This window comes from Larkinella ripae (assembly GCF_054780775.1).
This window is the reverse complement of the sequence record NZ_BAAGVR010000001.1, coordinates 67,307-92,627: the sequence shown is the minus strand read 5'-3', so window position 1 is coordinate 92,627 and position 25,321 is coordinate 67,307. Positions and strand designations below refer to the sequence as shown.

Sequence of the window (25,321 nt, the reverse complement as noted above, 5' to 3'; positions counted from 1 at the left end):
CACGGGGATGATCAGAGAAAACCAAAGGTAATCAGAGATCCCTGATAACCGCTGATGTTCGCTGATAACCCCGTGTAAAAACTTACTGCCAGCCGCCCCCCAGCGCCCGGTACAGGTCGATGAGCGACAGAAACTGCGCCCGTTTGGTGTTGACAAGCGACAGTTCGGCGGTCAACACGCTGCGTTGGGCCGTGATGACTTCCAGGTAATTGGCATAACCGGTGGCAAACAATTCGTCGGAAATGGTGGCGGCCTGGTTCAGCACGGCCACTTCCTGCGTTTGCAAATCCGCCACTTTCCGGTAATTCTCAATGCCGCGCAAGCTGGTCATCACTTCACTATAGCCCGCCAATACGGTTTTGTGATAGTTATAAAAAGCTTCCCGGCTTTGGGCAATGGACAGATTCAGGTTCGATTTGAGAAACCGCCGGTTAAAAACCGGAGCGGCCAAACCGCCCAGCACCCCAAACGCCAGCGACGCCGGGTCGAGCAGAACCGACGCCCGAAAGGTGTTCAGGCCAACGTAGGGCGTTAACGTGAGTGAAGGCAGAAATTCGGCGCGGGCCACATCCACGTCGATGTTGGCGGCCTGTAACCCCAGCTCGGCCTGCTGAATGTCCGGCCGGCGACGCAGCATCTGGCTCGGAATACCGGCAGATACCCGCGCCGGAAATTCCTGGTTGCTGATGGTTTTCTGGCGCACAATGGGTTGCGGAAAGCGTCCCAGCAACTGATTCAACTGATTTTCGGCTTCGACAATCTGCTGCTGCACCTGCGCTTCCAGACTTCGGGTGTTGATCAGCTGGGCGTTAAACTGCTGAACCGCCAGTTCGGTCACGCGTCCGGCGGCTTTCTGGACACCCACCAGCTCGGACGCTCGTTGCTGCAGAGCGACATTTTCCCGGATGATGTCCAGTTCGCCGTCCAGCGCCAGCAGGCTGTAGTACAGCCGGGCGACTTCCGAAATCAGGGAAGTAACGATCAGCTGGCGGCCTTTTTCCGACGCCAGAAAGCGGACGTAGGCGGCCCGTTTGCGGCTTCGTAATTTACCCCAGAGGTCCACCTCCCAGGTGCTCCGAAAACCGAGAAAATAATCGGGCGTGGCATCCGGAATCCGCTGTTTGCCGTCGATATTGGGCGACAGGTTCGTGTCGTAATTGCCTACGCCGTTCAGCGTGTAGCGGCCAAACCGGTCGACGCCCGCGGCTGCTACGGCATTCACCGAAGGCACCAGAGCACCCCGCGTGTACTCAAAATTGGCCCGTGCCAGTTCAATGCGCTGCGTGGCAATCTGCAAATCCGGGTTTCGGGCCAGCGCCGTGTCGATCAGGTTTTCCAGATCCGGATCCGAAAAGAACGCCTTCCAGTTCAGACTTCCGATGGTGGTAGAATCACTACTGCCCGAAAAAGTGGTGGGCACGGGCGTGGTGGCCGGTAATCGCAGGGGTTCGGAAACCCGGCAACCGGTTAAAAACAAAAACGGAAGGCACCAACAGAGAAGCTTGATCAGATTAAAATTATGAATGAACGGTCGTACCATTTTCGTGAGTTTGAGTGAATGCCGGAACCCGGTCAGATTCGTCGTCTTTGGGGGGGCTGGCTTTGAGCATCTGGGCCAGTTTGGCAAAGGCCACGTAAAGGCCCGGAATCAGGAAAAGCCCGAACAGGGTGCCGATGAACATGCCTCCCGCGGCCGCCGTTCCGATCGAGCGGTTGCCGAGCGCCCCGGCACCCGACGCAATACAAAGCGGAATCAGACCGGCGATGAACGCAAACGAGGTCATCAGAATGGGCCGCAGACGCGACAGGGCGCCTTCCATCGCGGCTTTCAGAATCGACAGGCCTTCCTGCTGTTTCTGGTTGGCAAATTCCACAATCAGAATCGCGTTTTTACCCAGCAGACCAATCAGCATGACCAGCGATACCTGCGCGTAGATGTTGTTCTGCAAACCGGCCAATTTCAGACACAGAAACGAACCGAAAATCCCGGCGGGCAACGACAACAAAACCGCTAACGGCAAAAACAGGCTTTCGTACTGCGCCACCAGCAGCAGGTAGACGAACACCAGACAGATCACAAAAATCCAGATGGCCTGATCGCCCGACAGGACTTCCTCCCGCGTCATGCCCGACCATTCAAACGAAAAACCGCGCGGCAGTTTGGCCTTCGCCACCTCTTGAATGGCCCGAATGGCGTCGCCGGAACTGTAGCCCGCGGCCGACTCGCCGTTGATCATGGCGGAGGTAAACATGTTGTAGCGGGTCAACTGTTCCGGCCCGTAGACGCGCTCGAGCGTAATGAAGTTGGAATAAGGCACCATTTCGCCCTGATCGTTTTTCACCCGCATGTTCAGCACGTCTTCCGGTTTGGCGCGGTAGCTCGGAGCCGCCTGCACCATCACTTTGTACATCTGGTTGAACCGGATGAAGTTGGACGCGTAAAAACTACCCATCAGCGTCTGGAGCGTACTCATTGCGTTGTCGATGGAGACACCCTGCTGGGCGGCTTTATCCTGATCGACGTGGAGCATATACTGCGGAAAACTGGGGTCAAAACTCGTGAAGACCCGGCTGATTTCGGGCCGTTTTTCCAGTTCGGCAATGAACTGATCGGCGACTTTCTTCGTGTTTTGCAGGTCGTCGCTCCGGGTTTTATCGAGCAGGCGGATTTCAAAACCGCTGGAATTCCCAAAACCGGGTACGGTCGGCGGGGAAAAGAATTGAATGCTGGCGTCGTTGATGTGCCTGGTTTTTTCGGCCAGCACGGCAATGACGTCATCGACGGTTTCGGCCCGCTGATCCCAGCTTTTGAGGTTGATCATGCCCATCCCGTACGACGCCCCGGCCCCGTCGGTCATCAGACTTAAACCGGCCAGGGTCGAAACGTTCTCCACCGATTCGAGTTTGGAAGCCGCCAGTTGCACCATGTCCATGACTTCTTCCGTCCGCTCGACGGTGGCGCCCACGGGCGTTGTCACGTTTACGTAAATCATGCCCTGATCTTCGGTCGGAATAAAACCGGCGGGCAGTACGGTGTTTACGCCCCAGGTAGCCACGATGAACAGCAGCAGAACGCCCCAGGTGACCATTCCCCGGTTGACAAAAGGCCGAATCCCGCTCAGGTATTTCTGCGCAATCGCGTCGTAGCCCCGGTTGAATTTAGTGAAAAACCGCCCCAACAAACCGGTTTGTTCGCCATGAACCGGGCGGAGCAGCAACGCGCACAAGGCGGGCGTCAGCGTCACGGCGTTAATCCCCGAGATCACAATTGAAATAGCCAGCGTCAGCGAAAATTGCCGGTAGAAAATGCCGACGGGTCCCGACAAAAAAGCCACCGGAATAAAAACTGCCGACATGACGAGCGTAATGGCCACAATGGCTCCGCTGATTTCTTTCATGGCCGCAAACGTGGCCGCGCGCGGGGATAAATGATCCTCGGTCATTTTGGCGTGAACGGCCTCCACGACCACAATGGCATTATCGACGACAATTCCAATGGCCAGCACCAACGCGAACAGCGTCAGCAGGTTAATGGAAAAACCGATCGTCTGCATGAACGCGAACGTTCCGACCAGCGCCACTGGCACCGCCAGCGCACAAATCAGGGTCGAGCGCCAGTCCTGCAGGAACAGGAAGACGACGATAAAGACGAGAATGAAGGCTTCGAACAGGGTCCGGACCACTTCGTGAATGGACGCATCCAGAAAGCGCGAAACGTCGTAGGCAAAATTGTAGGTCATGCCGGGCGGAAACGTGGTCTCCTTCAACTCGGCCATTTTCGCCTTGACATTGTTGATGACCTCCTGCGCGTTGGACCCCGGTCGCTGCTTGAGCATGATAGCTGCCGACGGTTTTCCGTCGTTTTTGGAAAGGATGCTGTAATCCAGCGATCCGAATTCGACATCGGCAATGTCTTTCAGGCGCAGGATCGAACCGTCTTCTTCGGTTTTAATGACCATGCTTTCGTACTGGGACGGTTCAAAAAACTTGCCCGAATACCGCAAAACATACTGCAACACCTGCGCATCGCGGTCGGCGCTCTCCCCGGCTTTTCCCGGTGCGGCTTCGACGTTTTGCCGGCGAATGGCGTTGATCACATCATCGGGCGACACCTGGTAGGCGGTCATCCGGTCGGGCTTGAGCCAAACCCGCATCGAATATTCCCGCGCGCCGAGGATGTCCACAAAACCGACGCCGTCGATCCGCTTTAGCTCGGACAGAATATTGATGTCGGCAAAATTGTAGATAAATTTCTCGTCGGCGGTGGTGTCGCTGCTGATCAGATTGAGATACAGCAACATCGAGTTTACTTCTTTTTCAGTCGTCACCCCGGCCTTGATCACCTCTTCGGGCAATTCGTCGAGCACGGTAGTAACCCGGTTTTGCACGTTCACGGCCGCGAGGTCCGGGTCCGTACCTACTTCAAAGAAAACCTGAATCAGGGTCGAGCCGTCATTACCCGAAACCGAGGTCATGTAGGTCATGTTCGGCACCCCGTTGATGGCGCGCTCGATCGGCATGGCCACGGCTTTGGTGCTGACCTGGGCATTGGCTCCGGTATAATTGGCCGTTACGACCACCGAGGGCGGCACAATGTCGGGGAACTGGGTAATGGGAAGGTTTGTCAACGCCAGCAACCCCAGCAACGTAATCAAAACCGAGATTACGGTGGAGAGCAGCGGCCGTTTTATGAAAGTATTGAACATAAGGCGCGATGATAAAATCCAAAGAGCACGGCCGTATCCTCTTCATCGCGGCTGCGATGAAAGGTCGGTCGTACTTTTAGAGTTGGGTTAGTAGGTAACGACCCGTTAATTGGTTGTTACCTGGGGGTTGGATTTATCCGGATTCAAGGTCAGCAGACTGTCGGACGACATTTCCTGCGGAACAATCTGCATGCCTTCGCGGATGTTCTGAATGCCTTCGTAGACGACTTTTTCGCCCGGTTCCAGACCCGATTTGACGAGGTAAAACTGCGCCAGTCGGCTTTGCGGCACGAAACTGCGCATTTTCACTTTGTTGGACGGATCGACTACATACACGTAGTTTTTGTCCTGAATTTCAAAAACCGCCTTTTGGGGTACCAGAACGGCATTATCAACTTCGTTTTTCAGGCGGACCCGACCCGTCGCGCCGTGCTTGAGCAGTTTGTTCGGGTTCGGAAAACGGGCCCGGAACGCAATCGTACCCGACCCGTCGTCGAAGACGCTTTCCATCGTTTCAATTTTCCCCGATTGGCCATACGGCGTGTTGTCGGCCAGCAGCAGATCCACTTCCTGCCCGCCCATATTGGAGCGGCTTTTCCCTTTTTTAATGTATTCGAGGTATTCTTTTTCCGACACATGGAAATACGCATAAACCTCCCGAATGTCCGAAACCGTCGTCAGCAGGCTGCCTTCTTCGATCAAGCTTCCCATTTTAGACGGAATCCGGTTGATAACGCCGTCGAAAGGCGCCCGCACGCTGGCCTGCGACAGCCGCAGGCTGGCATTTTGCTGCGCCGACTCGGCTTCTTCAATGGCGGCTTTGGCCGCTTCCACTTTCGATTTGGACAGCTCGAGTTCGGAGGCCGAGATTATTTTTTTATCGACCAGCAGTTTGACCCGCCCCATTTCCACCTCGGCGGTTTTGGCTTCGGCCATGGCGCTTTTCAGGCTGGCTTTGGCTTTAGCGAGTTCGGCCTGGTACTCGGCCTGATTGATCTGGAACAACAACTGGCCTTTGCTCACCTGCTGTCCTTCATCAACGTGTATTTTATCCAAATAGCCGCCGACGCGGGCGCGAATTTCGACATTCCGAACGGCTTCGACATTGCCCGCATATTCGCGCTGCAGGGTGGTCGATTGCCGGGTGACTTCAAAAATCGGTAAGGCCGGTTTTTCAGTCTCGCTTTTTTCTTCGGTCGTTTGCGAACAACCCGCCAGTAAGCTGCTGATCAACAGTGAACTTACAATAATGTATCCTTTCATAGTTATTAAGTAGAAAGCCAGACAAGAGGGAAAAGAAGGGCGGTTTTAGTTAGTTGTTTGCCTGTCTCCTGCCCCCTGTCTGATATAGTGTTTCGAGTTAAGCGTGTTAGGTATAGTCATGCCACAGCTCATCCGGGCCGGATGCCTGTCATGAAAATTCATCGTAGAATGGTAACTGAGGTTTTGTCGTACGCGATTGCAATAGGCCTTTCGCCGGGGCGAAACGGATTTATTGCTGCGGTGGAGGAGAGGTAATCTCCTGAACGTGCGAAAACACGCGAATGAAGGTGAGGCCGATGGGCCGGGGAGTCAAATGCCAACAAACCGGTTTCAGCGCAAAGGCGAAAAGCGGAGAGAAAAAATAATCATGCTCGATATTGGCAACGTCGGACTCTTCTTTGGAATCATCCTGCTCCGGAACGGCGTCGATAAAGCCCAGCCAATGCTCCAGAACCAACTCGCCAATGCTTTCGATCCGGTTAACGGATAAGTCTTCTTTTTGGGCACCATGCAGTATCCTGGCTGAATAATGGGAAGGCACATCCACGCTGATGTTGATGATGTGCAAAGCCATTAGCCAGCAGAATAAGCGGTGCAGAAAGAAGTTTTTTCCCCGTTTACCCATTGTGCGCTTTATTCCTTATTGATTCAAAAGTAAGCTCTTATATCGGAAATATGCAAATTTTAATCTAATAATAGGGCAAATTTGCAATTATTTACTGCTTTTTCTCCGATCATTACAATTTATAGGACTCGGAAAACCGTACTTTTCGAGCCAATTCGACCGCTTTCTATAAAAATAAACCCGGAAGACTCAAAAGAGTTCGGCCGTTGGATTATTTTGGGCGGCTCGTTTCTCGTTTTTGTCATAAATTGGCCTCTGATTTTCGGCTAAAACTCGAAACGAACTGGTGTTGGTTATGAAAACGTACCTGGCCATGCTGCGTGGCATCAATGTAAGCGGGCAGAAAAAAATCAGCATGGCGGAGCTGAAAAGCCTCTTCGAGTCGCTGGACTTTGAACAGGTGAAAACCTACATTCAAAGCGGTCATGTCCTCTTTAAGCAGGAAGTGATGAACCACGAAGAGCAGGCAAAACGGATTGAAAAAAAGATTGCGGAGCAGTACGGTTTTGCCGTGCCGGTTATCGTCCGGTCGCAGGAGGAACTGGCTGAAGCGATTGATAAGAACCCGTTTCTGAACGAACCGGGCGTCGAGTTGGACAAACTCCACGTCACGTTTCTGACCGATGCGCCGAGCCCGGCCAACTACGACAAAATCAAGGACGTATCGTTCGGAAGCGACCGGTTTAGGCTGGCTGGCAAAAACGTCTACGTTTACTGTCCGGGCGGTTATGGAGTCACCAAACTGAGCAATGCATTTTTTGAAACGAAATTGAAGGAAACGGCCACAACCCGCAACTGGAAAACCGTCAATGAACTTTTAAGAATGATGGAACCGGCATACTTGTAAACCGGTGTCACCGATTCAATTCAAGAGTGCAATGAAGGGTGACAGACCAGCCGCCCAGGCCGGCGAAAGGATCATTTCTACAACAGCAGACCCGCCAGCGTGGCCGACATATACGAGGCCAGGGTTCCGCAGATCAGCGCCTTGAAGCCCAGTTTGGCCAGATCACTCCGGCGGGCCGGAGCCAACTCGCCAATGCCGCCCACCTGAATGGCAATGGACGAGAAATTGGCAAAACCGCAAAGGGCAAAACTGGTGATGGCAATGGTTTTGGGGTCGAGCGTGCTTTTCACTTTGACCAGATCGAGGTAAGCCACAAACTCGTTAACCACCATTTTGGTCCCCATCAGTGATCCGGCCACCTGAATGTCCTTTGACGGTACGCCCATTGCCCAGGCAAAAATAGAGAAGATGTTGCCCAGTAAATAGTTGAGACTCAGGTTTGAAAAGCCGAAAATGTAGTAGCCGATCCGGAACAGAATACTGTCGACCAGCGCCATCAGGGCGATGAAGCCGATCAGCATGGCAATGACGTTAAAACCGACTTTTAATCCTTCACTCGCGCCGGATGCAATGGCGTCGAGCAGGTTTGCGTGGCTCTTTTTGATTTCCAGCCGCACCGTGCCCTCCGTTTCCGATACTTGTGTTTCCGGAAAAACAATTTTACTGATGACCAGCGCGCCCGGTGCCGCCATCAGACTGGCCGCCAGCAGGTACGGGGCCGGGACACCCAATGAAATATAAACCGCCAGAACACCCCCGGCAATACAGGCAAAGCTGCCCGTCATCGACGCCAGCAGCTCCGACTGGGTCATGGTTTTCAGGTAGGGCTTAATCATAATTTGAGCCTCTACTTGTCCGACAAAGGTGCTCGATACATTCGACAAAGCCTCGGCACCACTCACGCCCATCAGCCATTTCATGACCCGGGCCAGAATGGCCACCACGCGCTGCATGATGCCCAGGTGGTAGAAAATGTTGACCAGCACGGCCACAAAAATTATGGTCGGAATCACCTGAAAGAAGAAGATAAAGCCATTTTCGGGTCCGAACGCCCGGCTAAGCAGTTCCCGGTTTACCAAAGGAGAAAAAACAAACTCGGCCCCTTTAACGGATTTTTGCAGCAACCGATCAACAAACTGGCCCAGCGTCTGGAAAATCTGTTGACCAATGTCTGTTTTTAAAATGAAAACCGCTAACCCAAACTGGAGTAAAAGGCCCACACCAACGGTGCGGTAATTAATGGCTTTGCGGTTGTTTGACATGGCATAGGAGATGCCCAGAATCAGTACAATGCCGATCAGTCCGGTAAAACGGCTCATTCAGAAAGCTTGGTTAATGGAAGTGTATAGTAGTTTACAAAAAACCTGTGAAGATACGAAGGAATGAGCGGTCTTGCGTGAGAATCATACGGTTTTCTCAAGGGGTAACGGTCACTTTATACGGCGACAAGTCCCGGAGCCGCCAGGCAATTGGTACCCAATACGCTCATCGGCTATTTATTTTTCTGTTGATTATCAGACAAAAATATATATTATTTGTTACTGTATAATATTAATCGTCAGCACATTGGTTTGAAGTTTATTCCTGATTAAAGAACATTATGAAAAACCGATGGATTCTACTTTTACCGGTCATTTTCCTGATGACGACAAACGCCTGTCAGAATCCTCTGGAAAATGTGACAATTGGGTTCAAAGATCCAATTGAGAACGGAATTGTTGAAATTCGGTTCAGGAGTTTGAAAGGCCCCATTCCCAAAACCGTTGCGCTGGCCCTGACCGGCCCCGACGCCAGTCAGGTTGTAACGACGCTGAATACCACCAACTATAAGGTGAACGAAGACGGGATGCTGCTGCTGGCGGCTTCTCCCGAATCGAATTATTCGAAAACCGATCCGCTGACGTTTACGGTGGCTGCCAGGGCCAATGGCTATCTGGATATTCTTCAGCCGGTTCAACTGGCTGATACGGGAAGGCAGGCGTTATCGCCCGCCTGGATCAACTTGAACAACCCGCCCCCGCATCTGTCGGCGGTACAAACGACCGGTTTTCAGACTCCGTCGGCCAGTGCGATGACGATCAGTACGCCCGCTTTTAATCAAAAGAAAGATAACATAACGGTTTTGATTCCAGCGGGTTCTGAATTCCAAACAACGGAAGGAAGTACCTTGGCCGGTCCGTTTACCGCAGCGGTACAACACATGGAAAACCGGGGCAACAACCCCGCCGACTACCTGCCCAGCGGAGCCATTATGCCGGGCGTCACGGGTTTGTCAGCCGAAAATCTGGGCTCCCTGCAACTAAGCCAGATTGCGGGTGCGTTTTCACTGGAACTCTACAACGACGCCTTTCAGGTTGCGGAAGCGTTTTCCAAGCCGATTCTGTACACCATGGCTCTGAATCCGGCGACGGTTAATCCGGTAAAGGGCGTTCCCGTTCAGCCGGGCGATGAAATTCCGGTTTACCGTTACGAACGGTTTCGCAACCGCTGGCACCAGGAAAAGCCGGTTTTGGTCAGCCGCAATTCGGCGACGGGGCAACCGGAATGCCGGCTTTCGTCTTCCCGCCCGGGGCTTTGGGTTATGGGCTGGACGCAGGCGGTTTGCGATGCCGGCCCGGTTTTTACGGTAAAAAGTCTACTGAAGCAGGTCGATATCCGGTTTCTCTGCAAAGTCGTCGATGCCAATACCCGGCAGGAAATAAGCTCGTTTTATGCGTCGCTGAATGATGGCGAACGGCTGGTGCTGACCCACTTGCGGCAGAATCAGCAAATTCGGTTGCAGGTTTACAACGTCAACGATGCCTACAGGACCGGAAATCCGGGCCAGCCGATTCTGGAAACCGGGCCGTTGCTGGCCTGCAACCAGACTCCGCAACCACTGGACCTCCAGAAGCTGCCGGTTCCGCCGGCCATCACTGTACGCTTCGATTTTGTGTGTCCACCGCCGACGCAGTTGAACCAGTCGTTGCTGCCCGCGAAACTGCGGTTACAATACAGTGAATCGGGCCAGCGCAACTGGCGGGATCTGGTCACGCTGAATCGCGACAATCCGAAAGCGGTTTCTTCTAAATTACAGCTGAAACAACCCTATGATATTCGGGTCAGTACCGACGGCGGGGCCAGTTGGCCGTTGGAGAAAAGCCGGTTTGTGCCGAACAACAACACGCTGGCTTTTGAACTGGCGTCGCCGGAGTTTTGCAAGTAGGAGGGGCGGTATACGGTTTTCAGTTTTCAGTATACGGTTTACGCTGGGCCGTCGGTACGGTGGGCTGACGCCTTCATTGATGAATAGCGAATAATGAATAACGAACATTAAACGCTGAAGGCGTCAGCCACTGTAAACCAAAAACCGTAAACTGAAACTATTTGTGAACCTCTTCCGGTTCGGGCTGCTCGGGGGCGGTTTCGGGTTCAGCCGGTTTTTCGTTCACGAAGAGTTTTGCCTGCATCACCTCTTTCTGCGTTACTTCAAAAAACTTCTTCTGAATGTTGAACGGTTGTTCCAGGCCCTCCTGCACACAGCACTTGACGTAATTGCCGTCTTCGTAAAGCTCGTACGCGTTCACGTTGTCGCGCAGGTTGTAATCCAAAAGGTGGATGGCCTGCTGTTTCACCCGCTTGTCGACCAGCAGAAACAAGGATTCGATGCGCCGGTCGAAACTGCGAACCATCACATCCGCACTGCCCCCGTAAATTTTGGGATCGTTGTTGTTGTGGAAATAAAATAACCGGGTGTGTTCCAGAAAATCACCGACAATCGACCGAACCGTAATGTTCTCGCTCAGGCCCTGGCGGTGGGGCCGCAGGCAGCAAATGCCGCGTACGATTAATCGGATGGGCACACCGGCCTGCGAGGCTTTGTACAATTCGTCGATAACAACCTGATCTTCCAGCGAGTTGATTTTTATACAGATACCGCTCGGTAACCCCTGGCTGGCGTTTTCTGCTTCATGCCGAATGAGCTTGACCAGTTGCTTCCGCATGTCGCGCGGAGCCGTGATCAGGTATTCATAATCATTCGGCAGGGAGTGTCCGGTAATGACGTTGAAAAACTCCGAAATATCGTGCGTATAGACTTCATCGGTCGTCAGCAAACCGATGTCGGTATACAGCTTGGACGTTTCTTCGTTGTAGTTTCCGCTCGACAAGTGGGCATAGCGAACCACCCGGTTTCCTTCGCTCCGGACTACCAGCAGCAGTTTGGTGTGCGTTTTGAAACTACTGATCCCGTAAATGACAAAGCACCCGGCTTTCTGCAGCCGTTGTGCTTCCCGGATGTTGTTTTCTTCATCAAAACGGGCTTTTACTTCAAACAACACCGAAACATGTTTGCCGTTCTCGGCGGCTTTCAATAAGGCTTCCGTAATCCGGGACCGTTTCGCCAGACGGTAAATGGTCAGCTTGATGGCCAACACGTTCGGGTCTTCGGCGGCCTGTTCCAGCAGGGCAATAACCGGCTCAAAGTTGTTATACGGATGATGCAGCAGGATATCCCGCTCCTTCATCAGCTCGAAAATGTCGGTATTTTTCTCCCGGCGCATCCCCAGGGCGGGTACGGGTGGGGGAGAAGCGGGCAGTTCATCGCGGAATTCCGGATGGCGAATCACCTGCCAGAGACTCGTATAGTCAATCAGTTGGCCGTTTTCAAACAGGTTGTAGCTGTCGATTTCCCACTTTTTTTTCAGCAGGTTAATCATCCATTCCGAGGCATCGGGTTCAATCTCGACCCGAACGACCCGGCCCAGCCGCCGGTTTTTGATCTTCTGTTTGATCTCGTCGATAAAGTCGGTTTCAATGTCGTCGCTTTCTTCCAGCGTAAAGTCACCGTTGCGCGTAATCCGCAACAAATTGACCGCGACAATATCAACGTTTCGGTATAACTTCTTGATTTCCTGCCTGATAATTTCTTCAATCGGCAGAAAACAGGTTTCGTCCTTTCGCTCAAATGGCATAAACCGGGGCAGGTTCGCCGGAATCTGAACGAACGACATGCGCTGGTTTTCGTCGTCATCACCGGCTTTCACCGGACGGTTGGGGTCTTGCGTAACGACGCAGAAAATCAAGACTTTAGCCAGTAAAACCGGAAACGTGTGCGTGTAGTCGTAGACCATCGGCGTCAGCATGGGGTAGATCGTCCGGTCGAAATAATCGACGGCTTTCTCCCGCTCTTCCTCCGTCAGGTCATCGAGTCGGATAAACCGCAGATCAATGTCGTCGAACGAGCCTTTCAGATCTTCAAAAACCTCCAGCTGGTCCTTACTGAATTGCTGCGCGGCCGTCATCAGGGCCTTCCGAAACGGGATTTCCCGCAAACCGGAGTAATCGACCCGCTCTTTACCGTAGTCGAGGTAATTGTATAAACTACCGACGCGAATGGTGAAAAACTCGTCCAGGTTGGACGCGGTGATGGCCAGAAACTTCAGCCGATCAAGAATATGCCGTTCGGGGTTGCGGGCCTGATCCAGCACCCGCGCGTTGAATTTCAGCCAGCTTAGGTCGCGGCTGATGTAATTACTCTGGTCGATGACATTCGCCAGTTTCTCGTTCATTTTCATGGCCTTACCGTCTTCCGAATCTGCCGGTAAAGTTACTTTTCGTCCTGAGAAAAACGAGAAAATGCCCCCGAAAGAACCCTTTCTTTCTATATTATCTTTTTGTGAAGAACTTTTGTCGTTCATAGGTTGGGTGGATTGCTTCTAGATAGGTAACGCAAAGTAGTACAACTTCGTACGAAATTTTTAGTTTTCGATCTTATTGCCGGTTGATACGGCTGTAACCCGCATTGCACTTGCCGAAAACCCGCACAGGGCTAAAAAAAAGCGGGCTATTCGCCCGCTCTTCTTTAAACATCCACTTTCGCATATTTAGCGTTTCGTTCAATGAATTCCCGGCGGGGGGCCACTTCGTCGCCCATCAGGGTCGAAAAGACGTGGTCGGCTTCGGCGGCTGACTCGATGGTCACCCGTTTGAGGCTCCGTTTGTCGGGGTCCATGGTCGTGCTCCACAACTGCTCGGGGTTCATTTCACCCAGACCTTTGTAGCGTTGCACGTTCACGTTTTCTTCCCGACCCGCTCCGGCCAGTTCACGAATGGCAATTTCCCGCTGCTGTTCGGTCCAGCAATACCGCTCTTCTTTGCCTTTCTTGACCAGATACAAGGGCGGCTGGGCGATGTACACGAAAGCGTTGTCGATCAGCGTCCGCATGTGCCGGAAAAACAAGGTCAGAATCAGCGTCCGGATGTGGCTGCCATCGACGTCGGCATCGGTCATGATGATAACTTTGTGGTACCGCAGCCGCTCCAGGTTCATCACGGTTTCGCCGTTCACCCGTTCGTACCGGATGCCGAGGGCCGTGATGATGTTCTTGATCTCTTCGTTCTCGTAAATTTTGTGCTCCAGGGCTTTCTCCACGTTCAGGATTTTCCCGCGCAGGGGCAGAATGGCCTGGAACGCCCGGTTCCGGCCCTGCTTGGCCGACCCACCGGCCGAATCACCCTCGACGAGGTAGATTTCGCACTTTTCCGGATTGGTATCCGAACAGTCGGCCAGTTTACCCGGCAGGCCCATGCCGCTCATGAAGTCCTTGCGGTCGGTCATGATGCGTTTGTAGGCCAGATCGGCGGCAATCCGGGCCTGGGCCGAGATCAACACCTTGCGAACAATGGCACCGGCTTCTTTCGGGTGTTCTTCCAGCCACATCTCGAGCATTTCGGCCACCGTTGAGCTGACGGCGCCAACGACGTCGCTGTTGCCCAGCTTGGTTTTGGTCTGCCCTTCAAATTGCGGCTCAGCCACTTTTACCGAAATAACGGCGGTCAGGCCCTTGCGGAAGTCACTGCCGTCGAAGCTCACTTTGCCGGAGTTTTTACCCAGCAGATGCGCATTCCGTTCGGCATAGGCCTTCAAAATCCGGGTTAGCGCCGTCCGGAAGCCCTGTACATGCGTACCGCCTTCGATGGTGTTGATGTTATTGACGTACGACGAGATGTTCTCTCCGGCTTCGAGGTTATACACCATCGCTACCTGCACGGGCGTTGAACCGGTTTCCCGTTCCATGTAGATCGGCTGCATGCCTTCCAGCGATGCCCGGTTTTCGTCCACGTATTTCACAAACTCGGTCAAACCGCCTTCCGAGTAGAACTCGGTTTTCAGCGGCTCGCCCTGCTCATTGATATCGCGCAAATCCGTCAGCGTAATGCGGATGCCTTTGTTGAGGAACGCCAGCTCGCGCAGACGCCCGGCAACCGTATCGTATTTGTAAACGCTTTCGGTAAAAATGGATTCGTCGGGCTTGAAACGCACCGTCGTACCGGTATCCTCCGCCGTTCCGATTTCCCGAACGCTGTAGAGTGGATTCCCGATGCTGAATTCCTGTTCAAATATTTTGCCTTCGCGGTGCACTTCGACCCGCAGGTGCGTCGAGAGGGCGTTCACGCAGGAAACCCCGACCCCGTGCAAACCGCCGGACACTTTGTAGGTATCTTTGTCAAACTTACCACCGGCGTGCAAAACCGTCATGACCACTTCCAGCGCCGACCGACCGGTTTTGTGCATTCCGGTCGGAATGCCCCGGCCATTGTCCTGTACGGTAATGGAATTATCTTCGTTGATGATTACGTGGATGGTGTCGCAGTAGCCGGCCAGAGCCTCATCAATGGAGTTGTCGACTACTTCCCAGATCAAATGGTGTAATCCCTTGATTCCAACATCACCGATGTACATAGCTGGCCGTTTGCGAACGGCTTCAAGACCTTCCAGAACCTGGATGTTACTGGCTCCGTAATCACCCTGCATATGCTCTTCCGGTGTGGTGTCGGCTTCAATCAATTCGTTTGTCATAGAATGCAACCAGTATGGTTCCGCTTTGCGGAAATGTTATAAGAAATACGGTTAAAAAGACGTTTTCAGATAGTAAAAATACAAATTTTTCAGGTCATTTCCTAGCCTGATACTCCTTACCGTATAAATATACCAACAAAACAATGGACGGCAAAATTTTAGGCGGGTGAAAAACGTTGAAAAACGCAAAGAATTCGCTTTTTTTAAACTAAACCATCGCTGGTTTCGTCTATCTAAGTGCAACATCCATCAAGAATGACAAGTACATGAAAAAACTGTTGTTTTTCGCCTTTATTTCCACGCTCGTGCTGACATTCAGTCAATGCAGTGTCAACCGTCAGATCAGCCAGGCCAAAGCCCTGGGCGACTGTAAATTCAATATCACATCGGCCGATAGCGTCTACCTGTCGGGCATCGATGTCCGGAAGCTGAAAAACATCGAAGACCTCAACCCGATGCGGTATCCGCAACTGGCCGCGGGGTTTCTGTCCAAAAGCATTCCGGTGAGCGCGCGTCTGAACATCGATATCACCAATCCGACCACGAAAACGGCGGCTATCGATCAACTGGAATATAAAATTCTGCTGGCCGAGCAGGAATTGTTCAACGGGTTTGTGAACCAGCGCATTGAAGTTGCGCCCGGGGGCGGCACCACGCGCGTTCCGGTCAAACTGAACGCCAACGCCTATCAGCTCATGACCGACGAAAAAACGCGGGTGGCCTTCACGGACCTGGTTCGGAACATGGGCGGCAACAGCAACGCCAAGCCGTCGAAACTGACGATCAAAATCAAGCCGACGCTGGCGCTGGGGAATAAAAAAATCGATTACCCCGGCTACATCACCATTGATCAGGATGTGACGAGCAAGATGTTTCTGGGGCAATAATCGGGAGTGAAGCGCGAAGCGTTACGGGTTAAAACACGAACGGCGAACTGATGATCAGTTCGCCGTTCGTGTTACGGGGAAGACGGTTTTTTAAAGCGGTATTTGCTCGAACACAACCGCCGGTTTTTCGCTGTCCTTGAAGGCTTTGCGCGGACGGATGTTCAGCGTCTGGAACAACTGCCGGTCCTGATCTTCCTCCGGATTCGGCGTGGTCAGCAATTTGTCACCGGCAAAAATGGAGTTGGCACCGGCCAGAAAACAAAGCGCCTGCTCCTCGGTGCTCATCCGGACCCGGCCCGCCGAAAGCCGTACCATCGCTCTGGGCATGATGATGCGGGCGGTGGCAATCATCCGGATCATTTCCCAGACCGATACGCGGGGCTGGTCTTCCAGCGGAGTACCTTCCACCGGCACCAGGGCGTTGACGGGCACCGATTCGGGGTGTTCGGGCAAGTTTGCCAGGGTGCGCAACATGCCAATCCGGTCCTGGTGCGATTCGCCCATGCCGATGATGCCACCCGAACAAACCGAAATACCGGCCTGCCGAACGTTGCCGAGCGTATCCAGCCGGTCGTCGTAGGTGCGGGTCGAGATGATGTCGCCGTAGAAATCTTCGCTGGTGTCGAGGTTGTGGTTGTAGGCGTACAAGCCGGCATCTTTCAGTTTCTCGGCCTGGCTCTCGGTCAGCATTCCGAGCGTACAGCACACTTCCATGCCCATCCGATTCACGCCTTTGACCATTTCCAGCACCTTGTCGAAGTCGCGGTTATCGCGCACCTCGCGCCAGGCGGCTCCCATACAAAACCGGGTGCTGCCCGACTCTTTGGCCCGGTGAGCGGCCGTCAGGACTTCATCGACTTCCATCAGCTTATGTACCTTCACGCTGGTGTGATACCGGGCGGCCTGCGGGCAATAGGCGCAGTCTTCGGGACAACCGCCGGTTTTGACCGACAGCAGCGTACAGACCTGCACTTCCTGCGGATCGTGGTGCTGGCGGTGAACCGTAGCCGCGCGGTAAATCAGGTCCAGAACGGGAGAATTGTAAATTTCGGCGATTTCGTCGCGGGTCCAATTCGTGCGAACGTCAGTCATATAGGTCAATCTTGGAATCTGTGCAAAAGCTAAGTAAAGCCAAATATAGGGCGCGCAGAAGATTAGCGCAAACCGCCAGCCGCTTCAAACCGCCCGTTGGAAAAGATTACCGGACCGAACCGGCCTTTGAAACGAAATCTAGTGGCGCAGCGGGCGCTTGTTTGAGTTGCCGTTGGGCCCTGACCACCAGGTACAGCAGATAACCGATGATAAAAAGCTCCATGCCGTATTCGAGGGCGTAATCAGGGCGACTCAGAAGCTGGCGGATGGACTGGTAGTAGGGCTGCCCGATGCGCCACCAGAAGGACGGTTGCACGGCGGCCACCACGTTGAACAGCAGCAGAACAACCGGGGCGGTTTTCTTCCGGAAATCGACCATCTGAAAAACCAGCGGCAACATGAACAGGTACGCATAATTGGCGATGGCGTTTTTCTGAACCACCGTCATGATGCTGAACGTGGCGATGTAAAACAGCGGGAAATAGGTTCGGTAATCGTGATTGGCCCGCAGACGAAGCGTCTGAACGCCAACCAGTAGGCAGATCAGCAAACCGGCGTAGGTCCAGATGGACAGGTCCGGATTGATGAACCCGGACGTCCAGGGGTGGAGCACCGAGGCCCAGTTGGGGGCTTTTAAATACCGCCCTTCTTCCAGCGGCTGGTCGATAAAAAGCGAGTGGGTTTTGAGGTACAGGAAAACCAGCGCCGGAACACCCAGCGTGGCCAGCCCCGCCAGCAGCGGAAGCCACCGGCGGGTGAGCAGAAAAAACGGAAGGATGATCAGGATAAAAACCGCCTTGGTCGACAAAATGCCCAGGGCCAGCAGCAACCCGCAGCGGTAGGCATTGCCGTCGCGTTTGAGCACCACGATGGTCAGCAGGGCAAAAATCCAGAGGAAAATATCTTCCTGCCCGCTCAGCACCGACATAACAAAGGGCACCGGCAGCATAAAATAAAACAAGGCCCGGAAGAGCCGTTCACCGCGGGCGAGCAGGCCGTCGTAGGTTCGGAAGGTGAGCCAAACCGCCACAAGTTCGACCAGCGTCAGAAAAAGCACCAGCGAGCGGGTATTGTTCCAGATCACCAGCGGAATCGCCATCCAGAAACCGTACAGCGGAGCGTACGGATTGTACACGTCACGGTACGGAATCTCCAGGGATTTGGCCGACAAACCGATGGGGTAATAGTAATTGGCGACGTCGGACTGGGGCGCAAAATCAAAAATCAGGTAAACCGCCAGAAAGGGCACCAGCCGCAGCAGCGCCCAGAAAATCAGGAGCCAGGGCGCGTCGCGCCGATCCAGAAACGACTCGATGGCCGAACGTCGGTTCCACACCAGCACGAGCAAAACACTCAGAAAAAGCGATGCAGCCGCCTTCGCGTAGACGATGAACATAATGGGGGGGAACCGACCTACACCGATTGCGTTGCGTACAGGCGGGTGGGTACCCGATCGATTGATTTAAGATGAGCGAGCGTTTGCCACACCAGCGACAGCAGCAAACCGACTTCGGCAACCTGAATGAAATAATCGGCGGTGCAGACGGCCGACGAAAAGACGGTTTGCCAGTCGTCGTAATTTTTCATGCCGACGTACAACACCCAGATGATGGGCTGGATGCAGATCAGAAAATTCAGCGCAACGAGCTGATAGCCAAACGCTTTGTTGTTGGTGCGCAAAAGCTCGAACAGCACCACGATCATGTGGATGAACAAATAAAAACCGGGTGCGCTGGGCTGAGCGAGCATGAAAACGCCGAACGTCAGAATGAAAATGGACGGGAAAATTTCCCGGTAACCGAGGTGTTTGTACCGAATGACCACGTAGGTGGTGATGCCCATGGTGATGAACAGGCTGATGGTGTTCAGGCGGGTCAGGCTCACCTGATTGTACAAATCGCTGAGGAACGGGCGGGTAACGCTGACGATGTTCGGCGTCATGTGGTAGCCGGAATGTTGCAGCGGCATCAGGAACGCATCGCCCATCAGCAGGTACAGAATCACGATGGTTGGAACCCCCACCAGGGCCAGCCCGAGCACGTATTTGAATTTGTTATCGACCAGAAAAAACAAGGGAATCAGCAGAACGATCACCATGCTTTTGATGATGATCATCGACAAACCCCAGATGACGCCGATCCACAAACTACCTTGCGCGCGGCTGGCGTAAAGCATCGTAATCAGGCCAACGCCCCAAAACCAGATGTCTTCTTCGCTGCTCAGCACCATCGCAATGAACGGCATCGGCAGCAGAAAATACAAAACCGCCATCAGCAAGGCATCGGGCCGGGTGACCTGGTAATAGCGCCAGGTGGCCCAGACAATCGCAAATTCGACGATTGCCATAAACGGAATCAGAATCTTGGCGTTGTTCCAGAGATAAAGGGGCAGGCTGATGAGGTAGCCAAAGAGCGGAGCGTGGTAGGAGAGGAAATCGCGGTAGACCAGTCCGCCGTTAAAGGCCCCCAGGGCTTTTTTGTAAAAAAACTCGGTATCGCTCCGGGGCGCAAAATCCATGATCAGGTACACGATGATAAACGGAACAATCCGTAAACCGATAAAGGAAGCCCAGAGGGTCACGCCGGGTCGGGGATCCAGCAGTTTGCGGAAAGAAGCCGGGTAGCGGATCAGGAGCCAGCTGGCGATGGAAAGCAGCAACGATACGGCCACTTTAACGACGGAAACCGTATCCTCGAAAAATATCATGTAAACAACGGTGGAGGTTTAATTGTCAGGTAAAGTTCGCGAATACCACAATAGCTACCAAATTTAAAAATGATCATGGACATTGCATCATAATTTTTGGTAAAATTCACAGAATCGCGTCAGAGTTACCAGACGGCAGGTTTACTCCGTGATGGAAAGGCCAATAGGCGCTATTTCGGGGTAAAGCGGGTGGATTTCAGGAAACTACCGGGCACCGGACAGGGAAGGGCAATCGGTTTTCAGGAGCTTGTATTTATACCCGGTCTGGGCCTCTTTCAGAACCCAACGGCCCTCTTTTTCAACGCGTTCGCCTTCCATCCAGGTTACGGCATCGCCGGTTAGGGTAAAAATCATTTCGTAGGGCTGCGTAACGCCTTCGCCCGACCGCTGCCAGTCGGCCCGGATCTGGTTGTTGGCGACTGTTCCATTGATCGGGCCGCGGGCCCGGTCTTTTTCAAATGGTAAAATTGCCAGTTCGCCCGTTACGGCCGACCCGTCGATCACCAGCCGGAGCGTCGTGGTGTCGTTGCCCACAATCTGCCGGAAACAAACCGTATCCGTTGAGGCAGAACCCGTTGTGCCGGTGGTGTCCGCCGTGTTTTCAGAACGCCGGGAGCCATCACCGCAGCCCACCAGAATAGAAAGTAGAAATCCCAACAGCAGAAAAGAGCGCATCGGTCTTTGGAAAGGATAAGTTAATTTTAATGATAAATGTTGACTGTGGAAGTGTCTGACGAGGCCCACTTTTTACCGGCAACATTCATCTTTTTACAGGTCGTATTTCTATTAACCCGCTAAACACCCCAATGGTTGGAATGACCGGAACGGCGACCGGCTGCATCCTGAACTTTATCATTCCGCATTTAGTATTTTACATTAAGGATTGAACCCTTTTTCGGCTGCGGTTTTTATAAACACATGACAACACAAACTGACAAACACGAAACCGTGGGTTGCCCGCGTTGCGGCACGGTTTTCGAATGCAAGGTGGGCAGCATCAATCTCTGCCAGTGCGTGGCTGTTCAGCTGACCGACGAACAGCGGGATTTTGTTCGTTCGAAGTTCAGCCACTGTCTGTGTGCCACCTGTCTGCGGGAAATGCGGGCGGAATACAACCAGAAAAAGCACCTGGAAACGCTGGCGAAATTCCGGAATGCGCATTGAAACGCCTGGCGGGTTTTAGAGCCGGTTTGGGACCCGGAAAAGCCGCTTCGTCAAATACCTGCGGACCGGTTCGTCGTACAGTTTCAAGCATCCATACGCCAGAGCAACGGAGCCGACCACCAGCGCTACAGCACCGGGCAACGATTGTTCGATGGTGAGGTTTTCATTTTTAACCCACGCGTAATACAGGTAAATAAAGGGATAATGAACCATGTACAGCGGATACGATAAGTCGCCTAAAAATTTACACAAGCGATTGGTTACCAGATCGGTTGTCTTTTCGGAAGCGCCCAGATAAACCAGGAGGGGGAAGAGAACCGTAACGCAGAGGGTGTCGTATAAACCGTTCATCCAGAAACTCTCGTTGCCACCGATGCGGGGGATGGCGGATAAAACAACAATCGACAGACTGCCGATCCAGAAAGTCCCTTTTACCCGGACCGGTTTGAAGACGCGGGAGAGGAGCAATCCGGCCGGAAATGAAAACAACAGCCGCAAAAAACCGCCCATGATGTTGTCTCCGGTTAGCGAAAATCCGACGCATACATCGCCGTAAGGTCCCCAAATGGCAAAAACCGCCAATCCGCAACCGGCTAGCACGACCAGGATGGCCAGCGCGGTGGTCGAAAGTTTACGGAGAACGAACGCGTAGAGCAGCGTGCCGATGTATTCAAACAGTAACGACCAGCTCGGGCCATTCAGCGGGAACATTTCACCAACGCCCCGGACTTCAAAACCGGGGGTGGCCGGAATCAGGCAAGCATTCAGCAGAGTCGCCACCAGGAGCATCGGAACCGACACTTTTGAAACGTCCCAGGCCGCACAACCCTGAAAGTAGAAGACAATTGCGCCGATCAGCGCCCCAATCACCACCAGCGGATGCAGCCGGATAAATCTGCGTTTAAGAAAGTCCCTGCTGGTCATTGTTTTCCAGCGGTCATCGTACGCATACCCGACCACAAAACCGGACAGGATAAAGAAGAAATCAACGGCCAGGTAACCGTGGTTGATTTTTTGGTCAACGTGACTGGTGGCAAACGCTTCAAATACATGAAAACAGACCACGGTTAATGCCGCTACGCCCCGTAACCCGTCCAGGAGGTTGTAATGCGGTTTGGTGTCCGCAAAGGCAGCAGACGGTTTTTGTTTTACCATTGATCGTAAATTTGTACGCGTTTAGAGACGGCCCGGTTGCCGGAACATAGGCGCAATACCTATTTTTTAATTCTAAAAGCTCGAACCGAAATACATGAGTGCACTCGACGAAAAAATTAAACTGGCCGAAACCCGCGTTTTTAAGGCGGTTTTTCCGAATACGACCAATCATTACGACACGCTCTTTGGCGGCACGGCCATGCAGATGATGGACGAAATTGCGTTCATCACGGCCACCCGGTTTACGCGCAAACGGGTGGTGACGGTTTCGTCCGACAAGATCAATTTCAATAAACCGATTCCCGCCGGAACGATTGTGGAGCTGGTGGGCAGCGTGGCCCAGATCGGCAATACGAGTCTGAAAATCGATGTCGAAATTTACGTCGAAGAAATGTACAGCGACCACCGCGAGCGGGCCGTTCACGGTTCGTTCACCTTCGTCGCCATCGACGAACACAAAAATCCGGTGAAAGTGCTCTAACTTATTTTCCGGTTCCGGAACCCCCTGCCTCCTTGCTGGGTTCGTTCCAGTTGGGCGGATCAACACCCAGCAGGGTTTTAACGAAGAAATCCCGCCGTTTGCGTTCCCCGAACTCGCCCCCGGCGGTGTGGCTCAGGCCCGGCAGCGTCACCAGTTCAAAGTTTTTATTGGCTTTGATGAGCGCGTTGGCCAGTTGGTAGGTCGAAGCCGGGTCCACGTTGTCGTCCACTTCCCCGACCAGCAGCAGCAGATTTCCCTGCAGTTTGTGGGCGTTTGTGACGTTCGAGCATTCGTCGTAGTGCGGCCCGATGGGGTATCCCATCCACTGCTCGTTCCACCACATTTTATCCATGCGGTTGTCGTGGCAGCCGCAGGACGAAACGGCCGCTTTGTAAAATTCGGGATGGAACAACAGCGCGCCCGTCGAACTTTGTCCGCCCGCCGAGGTGCCGTAAATGCCGACTTTGCCCAAATCCAGGTGATTGTATTTCCGCGCAGCGGCCTGCAGCCACAAAATCCGGTCGGGAAAACCGGCATCTTTCAGGTTTTTCCAGCACACGTCCTGAAACGCTTTGGAGCGGTTGGACGTGCCCATGCCGTCGATCTGCACCACGATAAAGCCCAGTTCGGCCAGTTCGTGCATCGACACATTGTTGGTCATAAACGTTTTCGGAACAAACGAACCGTGCGGCCCGGCGTAGATGTTTTCAATGACCGGGTATTTTTTGGCCGGATCAAAATTCGTCGGGCGGATGATGACGCCCCAGATGTCGGTTTTGCCGTCGCGCCCTTTGGAAACAAACACTTCCGGCGCTTTCCAGCCCGCTTTCTGCCATTCGCTAATGTTTGCTTTTTCGAGTTCGAGCACCACGCTACCGTCGGTGGCGCTCCGCAAAACCGTCACCGGCGGCAAGTCCACACGCGAATACGAATCGACAAAATACTGGTAATCCGGCGAAAACGTCGCCGTATGATTGGCGTTTTCGCTGGTCAGGGCGGTCAGGCCCGAACCGTCGAAATTAACTTTGTAGTAGTGCACAAAATACGGGTCCTGATCGGCATTCCGGCCGCTGGCGGCAAACAGAATCGTGCGGTTTTTGTCATCGACGTGCACCAGATTCCGCACCACCCACTCGCCTTTGGTCAGCTGTTTTTTGACCTTTCCGGTGGGGCCGTCCAGCAGATACAGATGATTCCAGCCGTCGCGTTCCGACGCCCAGATGATTTCCTGCCCGTCGTTGGCGTCGTGCCGGGCGCGTTTGCCGCTGTAGTCAATGAAGGTGTTGCTGCGTTCTTCGATCAACGGTTTTACCTGGCCGGTCGTTGCGTTGACTTCCAGCACCCGGTAAATCTGGTGGCCGCGCTGGTTGTATTCAAACGTAAACGCCCGGCTGTCTTTCCGCCATTCCAGCCGCGACAGACTGAATTGCTGGTTGAACAGAGCGTCGTCAACCGAAAGCTGCTTTTTCGACTCCACCCAAAACAACTGGGGCCGCCGAACCGGCAGCGCGTCACCCGGTTTCAGGTATTCGCGGCTTTCCAGTTTGGGCTGAAGCTGGTCCTCCGGCGACGAGCGGACGAAGTAGATCAAATGCTTTTTGTTGGGCCGGATTTTGTTGGTCACCAGTTTTTTCGAGTCGGGCGACCACTGGACGTTGCCGGAATAGTAGTCACCTTCCGAACCATCGTAGCTGAGCTGCGTTTCCTGCTTTGTTTTTTCGGAACGGAGGTAAACGTTGTAGTTCTTGATGAAAGCCGTCTGCGTGCTGTCGGGCGAGAAAACCGGTTTTTCGTCGAGCTCTTCGCGGCTGTTGCCCCAATACCGGCGGTCGGTGGGTTCGGCCCGGAACGGTCCTTTTTTTCGGAAGGCAAACGAACCGGTGGCATACTGCCAGACGGAGCCTTCGGCGGTAAATTCGACTTCTTCATCGTCCTTGCCGAAGGTGATGGACGTAAACGGCAGGTTGAACGGGTCGATCTTTTTGCCGGTCGCTTCGGCCAGCTTCTTCGCGAGTTGTTCCTGATCAAAAGCCGGTTGGCGGTTTTTTTTCTTGGGATCAACCACCACAAATTCCCGGCCCCGCGCCGTTCGGATCAGGTACCAGAGCTTCTGGCCGGGTGTCCAGTAAACGTTGGCCGGGGCGTTGTAGACTTTGCCCTGCAACTTTTCCTTCAGGGCCGCCGAGCGATTGTAGTCATCCCGCTTGCCCTGCGCCCAAACCGGGTGGAAAAAAAGCAGACCGGCGGTAGCGGAAAGCAGGGCTGGGATACGGGGGGAAACCAAACGCCGGAGAAAAAGGCGGTTTTTAAGAAAAAGAGAATGCATGACAAGGCGGTTTTCAGGCAGATGCCGAACGAATCCCCCGAAAATACGAAAAAAAGAACACCCGGCCATTCCGAAGTGAATCGGAACAACCGGGCGTGTTCTAGCAGACCCTCATAACACGAACCGGTAACATCAGCGGTTCCCCTGGCGCTTCGTTATCATAGATAGGTCGGGTCAAAGGCTTCTGTGACTCATATACGAACCAGAAGCCCAAACGGTTGCGTGGAAA

Annotated in this window: 18 protein-coding genes; 5 read left to right on the top strand and 13 right to left on the bottom strand. The window is 53.5% G+C overall.

Annotation, left to right across the window (positions count from 1 at the left end):
• Positions 1 to 82: 82 nt before the first annotated feature.
• The 4 genes from ACYVHX_RS00415 to ACYVHX_RS00400 form a co-directional block, all read right to left on the bottom strand.
• Positions 83 to 1,540 carry an efflux transporter outer membrane subunit gene (locus tag ACYVHX_RS00415; RefSeq protein ID WP_460669616.1) on the bottom strand — a complete coding sequence of 486 codons (1,458 nt, stop codon included), beginning with the start codon at positions 1,538 to 1,540 and terminating at the stop codon, positions 83 to 85.
• Positions 1,518 to 4,706: an efflux RND transporter permease subunit gene (locus ACYVHX_RS00410; RefSeq protein ID WP_460669615.1), complete on the bottom strand. Its 3,189-nt coding sequence runs from the start codon at positions 4,704 to 4,706 to the stop codon at positions 1,518 to 1,520. The genes ACYVHX_RS00415 and ACYVHX_RS00410 overlap by 23 nt, the downstream gene beginning before the upstream one ends.
• Before the next feature lie 105 nt (positions 4,707 to 4,811).
• Entirely contained in the window at positions 4,812 to 5,969 is a 1,158-nt protein-coding gene (locus tag ACYVHX_RS00405; RefSeq protein WP_460669614.1) for an efflux RND transporter periplasmic adaptor subunit, read from the bottom strand.
• 229 nt (positions 5,970 to 6,198) lie between these two features.
• Positions 6,199 to 6,543: a hypothetical protein gene (locus ACYVHX_RS00400; protein WP_460669613.1), complete on the bottom strand. Its 345-nt coding sequence runs from the start codon at positions 6,541 to 6,543 to the stop codon at positions 6,199 to 6,201.
• A gap of 346 nt (positions 6,544 to 6,889) precedes the next feature.
• Here ACYVHX_RS00400 and ACYVHX_RS00395 point away from each other — a divergent pair, with 346 nt between their 5' ends.
• The gene (locus ACYVHX_RS00395; protein ID WP_460669612.1) at positions 6,890 to 7,441 is read left to right on the top strand and encodes a DUF1697 domain-containing protein; all 552 of its coding nucleotides are present in this window, start codon (positions 6,890 to 6,892) and stop codon (positions 7,439 to 7,441) included.
• A gap of 77 nt (positions 7,442 to 7,518) precedes the next feature.
• Here the strand turns inward: ACYVHX_RS00395 and ACYVHX_RS00390 are convergent, their stop codons facing one another.
• Positions 7,519 to 8,760 (bottom strand): NupC/NupG family nucleoside CNT transporter, encoded by a 1,242-nt coding sequence (locus ACYVHX_RS00390; RefSeq protein ID WP_460669611.1) that lies wholly within the window; start codon positions 8,758 to 8,760, stop codon positions 7,519 to 7,521.
• A gap of 281 nt (positions 8,761 to 9,041) precedes the next feature.
• On the opposite strand from ACYVHX_RS00390, the gene ACYVHX_RS00385 reads away from it, so the two are divergent.
• Positions 9,042 to 10,646, top strand: coding sequence for a hypothetical protein (locus tag ACYVHX_RS00385; protein WP_460669610.1), 1,605 nt, complete (start codon positions 9,042 to 9,044; stop codon positions 10,644 to 10,646).
• 157 nt (positions 10,647 to 10,803) lie between these two features.
• Here ACYVHX_RS00385 and ppk1 read toward each other — a convergent pair whose 3' ends face one another.
• A complete protein-coding gene (ppk1, locus tag ACYVHX_RS00380; RefSeq protein WP_460669609.1) occupies positions 10,804 to 12,996 on the bottom strand; it encodes a polyphosphate kinase 1 in 2,193 nt (730 codons plus the stop codon).
• A gap of 287 nt (positions 12,997 to 13,283) precedes the next feature.
• The gene (gene gyrB / locus ACYVHX_RS00375; RefSeq protein ID WP_460669608.1) at positions 13,284 to 15,281 is read right to left on the bottom strand and encodes a DNA topoisomerase (ATP-hydrolyzing) subunit B; all 1,998 of its coding nucleotides are present in this window, start codon (positions 15,279 to 15,281) and stop codon (positions 13,284 to 13,286) included.
• 266 nt (positions 15,282 to 15,547) lie between these two features.
• Between gyrB and ACYVHX_RS00370 the strand changes: the two genes are divergently transcribed.
• A complete protein-coding gene (locus tag ACYVHX_RS00370; RefSeq protein ID WP_460669607.1) occupies positions 15,548 to 16,168 on the top strand; it encodes a hypothetical protein in 621 nt (206 codons plus the stop codon).
• Between the two features lie 90 nt (positions 16,169 to 16,258).
• On the opposite strand, the gene bioB is transcribed toward ACYVHX_RS00370, so the two are convergent.
• The 4 genes from bioB to ACYVHX_RS00350 form a co-directional block, all read right to left on the bottom strand.
• Complete coding sequence (bioB, locus tag ACYVHX_RS00365; protein ID WP_460669606.1) at positions 16,259 to 17,260, bottom strand: biotin synthase BioB; 1,002 nt, start codon at positions 17,258 to 17,260, stop codon at positions 16,259 to 16,261.
• Between the two features lie 106 nt (positions 17,261 to 17,366).
• Complete coding sequence (locus tag ACYVHX_RS00360; protein WP_460669605.1) at positions 17,367 to 18,656, bottom strand: hypothetical protein; 1,290 nt, start codon at positions 18,654 to 18,656, stop codon at positions 17,367 to 17,369.
• Between the two features lie 17 nt (positions 18,657 to 18,673).
• Complete coding sequence (locus ACYVHX_RS00355) at positions 18,674 to 19,966, bottom strand: hypothetical protein (RefSeq protein WP_460669604.1); 1,293 nt, start codon at positions 19,964 to 19,966, stop codon at positions 18,674 to 18,676.
• A 204-nt stretch (positions 19,967 to 20,170) separates the two neighbouring features.
• The gene (locus tag ACYVHX_RS00350; protein WP_460669603.1) at positions 20,171 to 20,641 is read right to left on the bottom strand and encodes a hypothetical protein; all 471 of its coding nucleotides are present in this window, start codon (positions 20,639 to 20,641) and stop codon (positions 20,171 to 20,173) included.
• A gap of 243 nt (positions 20,642 to 20,884) precedes the next feature.
• Between ACYVHX_RS00350 and ACYVHX_RS00345 the strand changes: the two genes are divergently transcribed.
• A complete protein-coding gene (locus ACYVHX_RS00345; protein WP_460669602.1) occupies positions 20,885 to 21,130 on the top strand; it encodes a cysteine-rich CWC family protein in 246 nt (81 codons plus the stop codon).
• Between the two features lie 15 nt (positions 21,131 to 21,145).
• Here the strand turns inward: ACYVHX_RS00345 and ACYVHX_RS00340 are convergent, their stop codons facing one another.
• Positions 21,146 to 22,285, bottom strand: coding sequence for an acyltransferase family protein (locus ACYVHX_RS00340; protein ID WP_460669601.1), 1,140 nt, complete (start codon positions 22,283 to 22,285; stop codon positions 21,146 to 21,148).
• A gap of 94 nt (positions 22,286 to 22,379) precedes the next feature.
• On the opposite strand from ACYVHX_RS00340, the gene ACYVHX_RS00335 reads away from it, so the two are divergent.
• Positions 22,380 to 22,766 carry an acyl-CoA thioesterase gene (locus ACYVHX_RS00335; protein WP_460669600.1) on the top strand — a complete coding sequence of 129 codons (387 nt, stop codon included), beginning with the start codon at positions 22,380 to 22,382 and terminating at the stop codon, positions 22,764 to 22,766.
• A gap of 1 nt (position 22,767) precedes the next feature.
• Here ACYVHX_RS00335 and ACYVHX_RS00330 read toward each other — a convergent pair whose 3' ends face one another.
• The gene (locus ACYVHX_RS00330) at positions 22,768 to 25,092 is read right to left on the bottom strand and encodes a S9 family peptidase (protein ID WP_460669599.1); all 2,325 of its coding nucleotides are present in this window, start codon (positions 25,090 to 25,092) and stop codon (positions 22,768 to 22,770) included.
• Between the last annotated feature and the right edge of the window lie 229 nt (positions 25,093 to 25,321).

What these genes read in the sequence shown, in the direction of transcription:
- ACYVHX_RS00415 (WP_460669616.1), bottom strand. Translation starts at nt 1,540, where the DNA reads ATGGTACGACCGTTCATTCATAATTTTAATCTGATCAAGCTTCTCTGT.
- ACYVHX_RS00410 (WP_460669615.1), bottom strand. Translation starts at nt 4,706, where the DNA reads ATGTTCAATACTTTCATAAAACGGCCGCTGCTCTCCACCGTAATCTCG.
- ACYVHX_RS00405 (WP_460669614.1), bottom strand. Translation starts at nt 5,969, where the DNA reads ATGAAAGGATACATTATTGTAAGTTCACTGTTGATCAGCAGCTTACTG.
- ACYVHX_RS00400 (WP_460669613.1), bottom strand. Translation starts at nt 6,543, where the DNA reads ATGGCTTTGCACATCATCAACATCAGCGTGGATGTGCCTTCCCATTAT.
- ACYVHX_RS00395 (WP_460669612.1), top strand. Translation starts at nt 6,890, where the DNA reads ATGAAAACGTACCTGGCCATGCTGCGTGGCATCAATGTAAGCGGGCAG.
- ACYVHX_RS00390 (WP_460669611.1), bottom strand. Translation starts at nt 8,760, where the DNA reads ATGAGCCGTTTTACCGGACTGATCGGCATTGTACTGATTCTGGGCATC.
- ACYVHX_RS00385 (WP_460669610.1), top strand. Translation starts at nt 9,042, where the DNA reads ATGAAAAACCGATGGATTCTACTTTTACCGGTCATTTTCCTGATGACG.
- ppk1 (WP_460669609.1), bottom strand. Translation starts at nt 12,996, where the DNA reads ATGAAAATGAACGAGAAACTGGCGAATGTCATCGACCAGAGTAATTAC.
- gyrB (WP_460669608.1), bottom strand. Translation starts at nt 15,281, where the DNA reads ATGACAAACGAATTGATTGAAGCCGACACCACACCGGAAGAGCATATG.
- ACYVHX_RS00370 (WP_460669607.1), top strand. Translation starts at nt 15,548, where the DNA reads ATGAAAAAACTGTTGTTTTTCGCCTTTATTTCCACGCTCGTGCTGACA.
- bioB (WP_460669606.1), bottom strand. Translation starts at nt 17,260, where the DNA reads ATGACTGACGTTCGCACGAATTGGACCCGCGACGAAATCGCCGAAATT.
- ACYVHX_RS00360 (WP_460669605.1), bottom strand. Translation starts at nt 18,656, where the DNA reads ATGTTCATCGTCTACGCGAAGGCGGCTGCATCGCTTTTTCTGAGTGTT.
- ACYVHX_RS00355 (WP_460669604.1), bottom strand. Translation starts at nt 19,966, where the DNA reads ATGATATTTTTCGAGGATACGGTTTCCGTCGTTAAAGTGGCCGTATCG.
- ACYVHX_RS00350 (WP_460669603.1), bottom strand. Translation starts at nt 20,641, where the DNA reads ATGCGCTCTTTTCTGCTGTTGGGATTTCTACTTTCTATTCTGGTGGGC.
- ACYVHX_RS00345 (WP_460669602.1), top strand. Translation starts at nt 20,885, where the DNA reads ATGACAACACAAACTGACAAACACGAAACCGTGGGTTGCCCGCGTTGC.
- ACYVHX_RS00340 (WP_460669601.1), bottom strand. Translation starts at nt 22,285, where the DNA reads ATGGTAAAACAAAAACCGTCTGCTGCCTTTGCGGACACCAAACCGCAT.
- ACYVHX_RS00335 (WP_460669600.1), top strand. Translation starts at nt 22,380, where the DNA reads ATGAGTGCACTCGACGAAAAAATTAAACTGGCCGAAACCCGCGTTTTT.
- ACYVHX_RS00330 (WP_460669599.1), bottom strand. Translation starts at nt 25,092, where the DNA reads ATGCATTCTCTTTTTCTTAAAAACCGCCTTTTTCTCCGGCGTTTGGTT.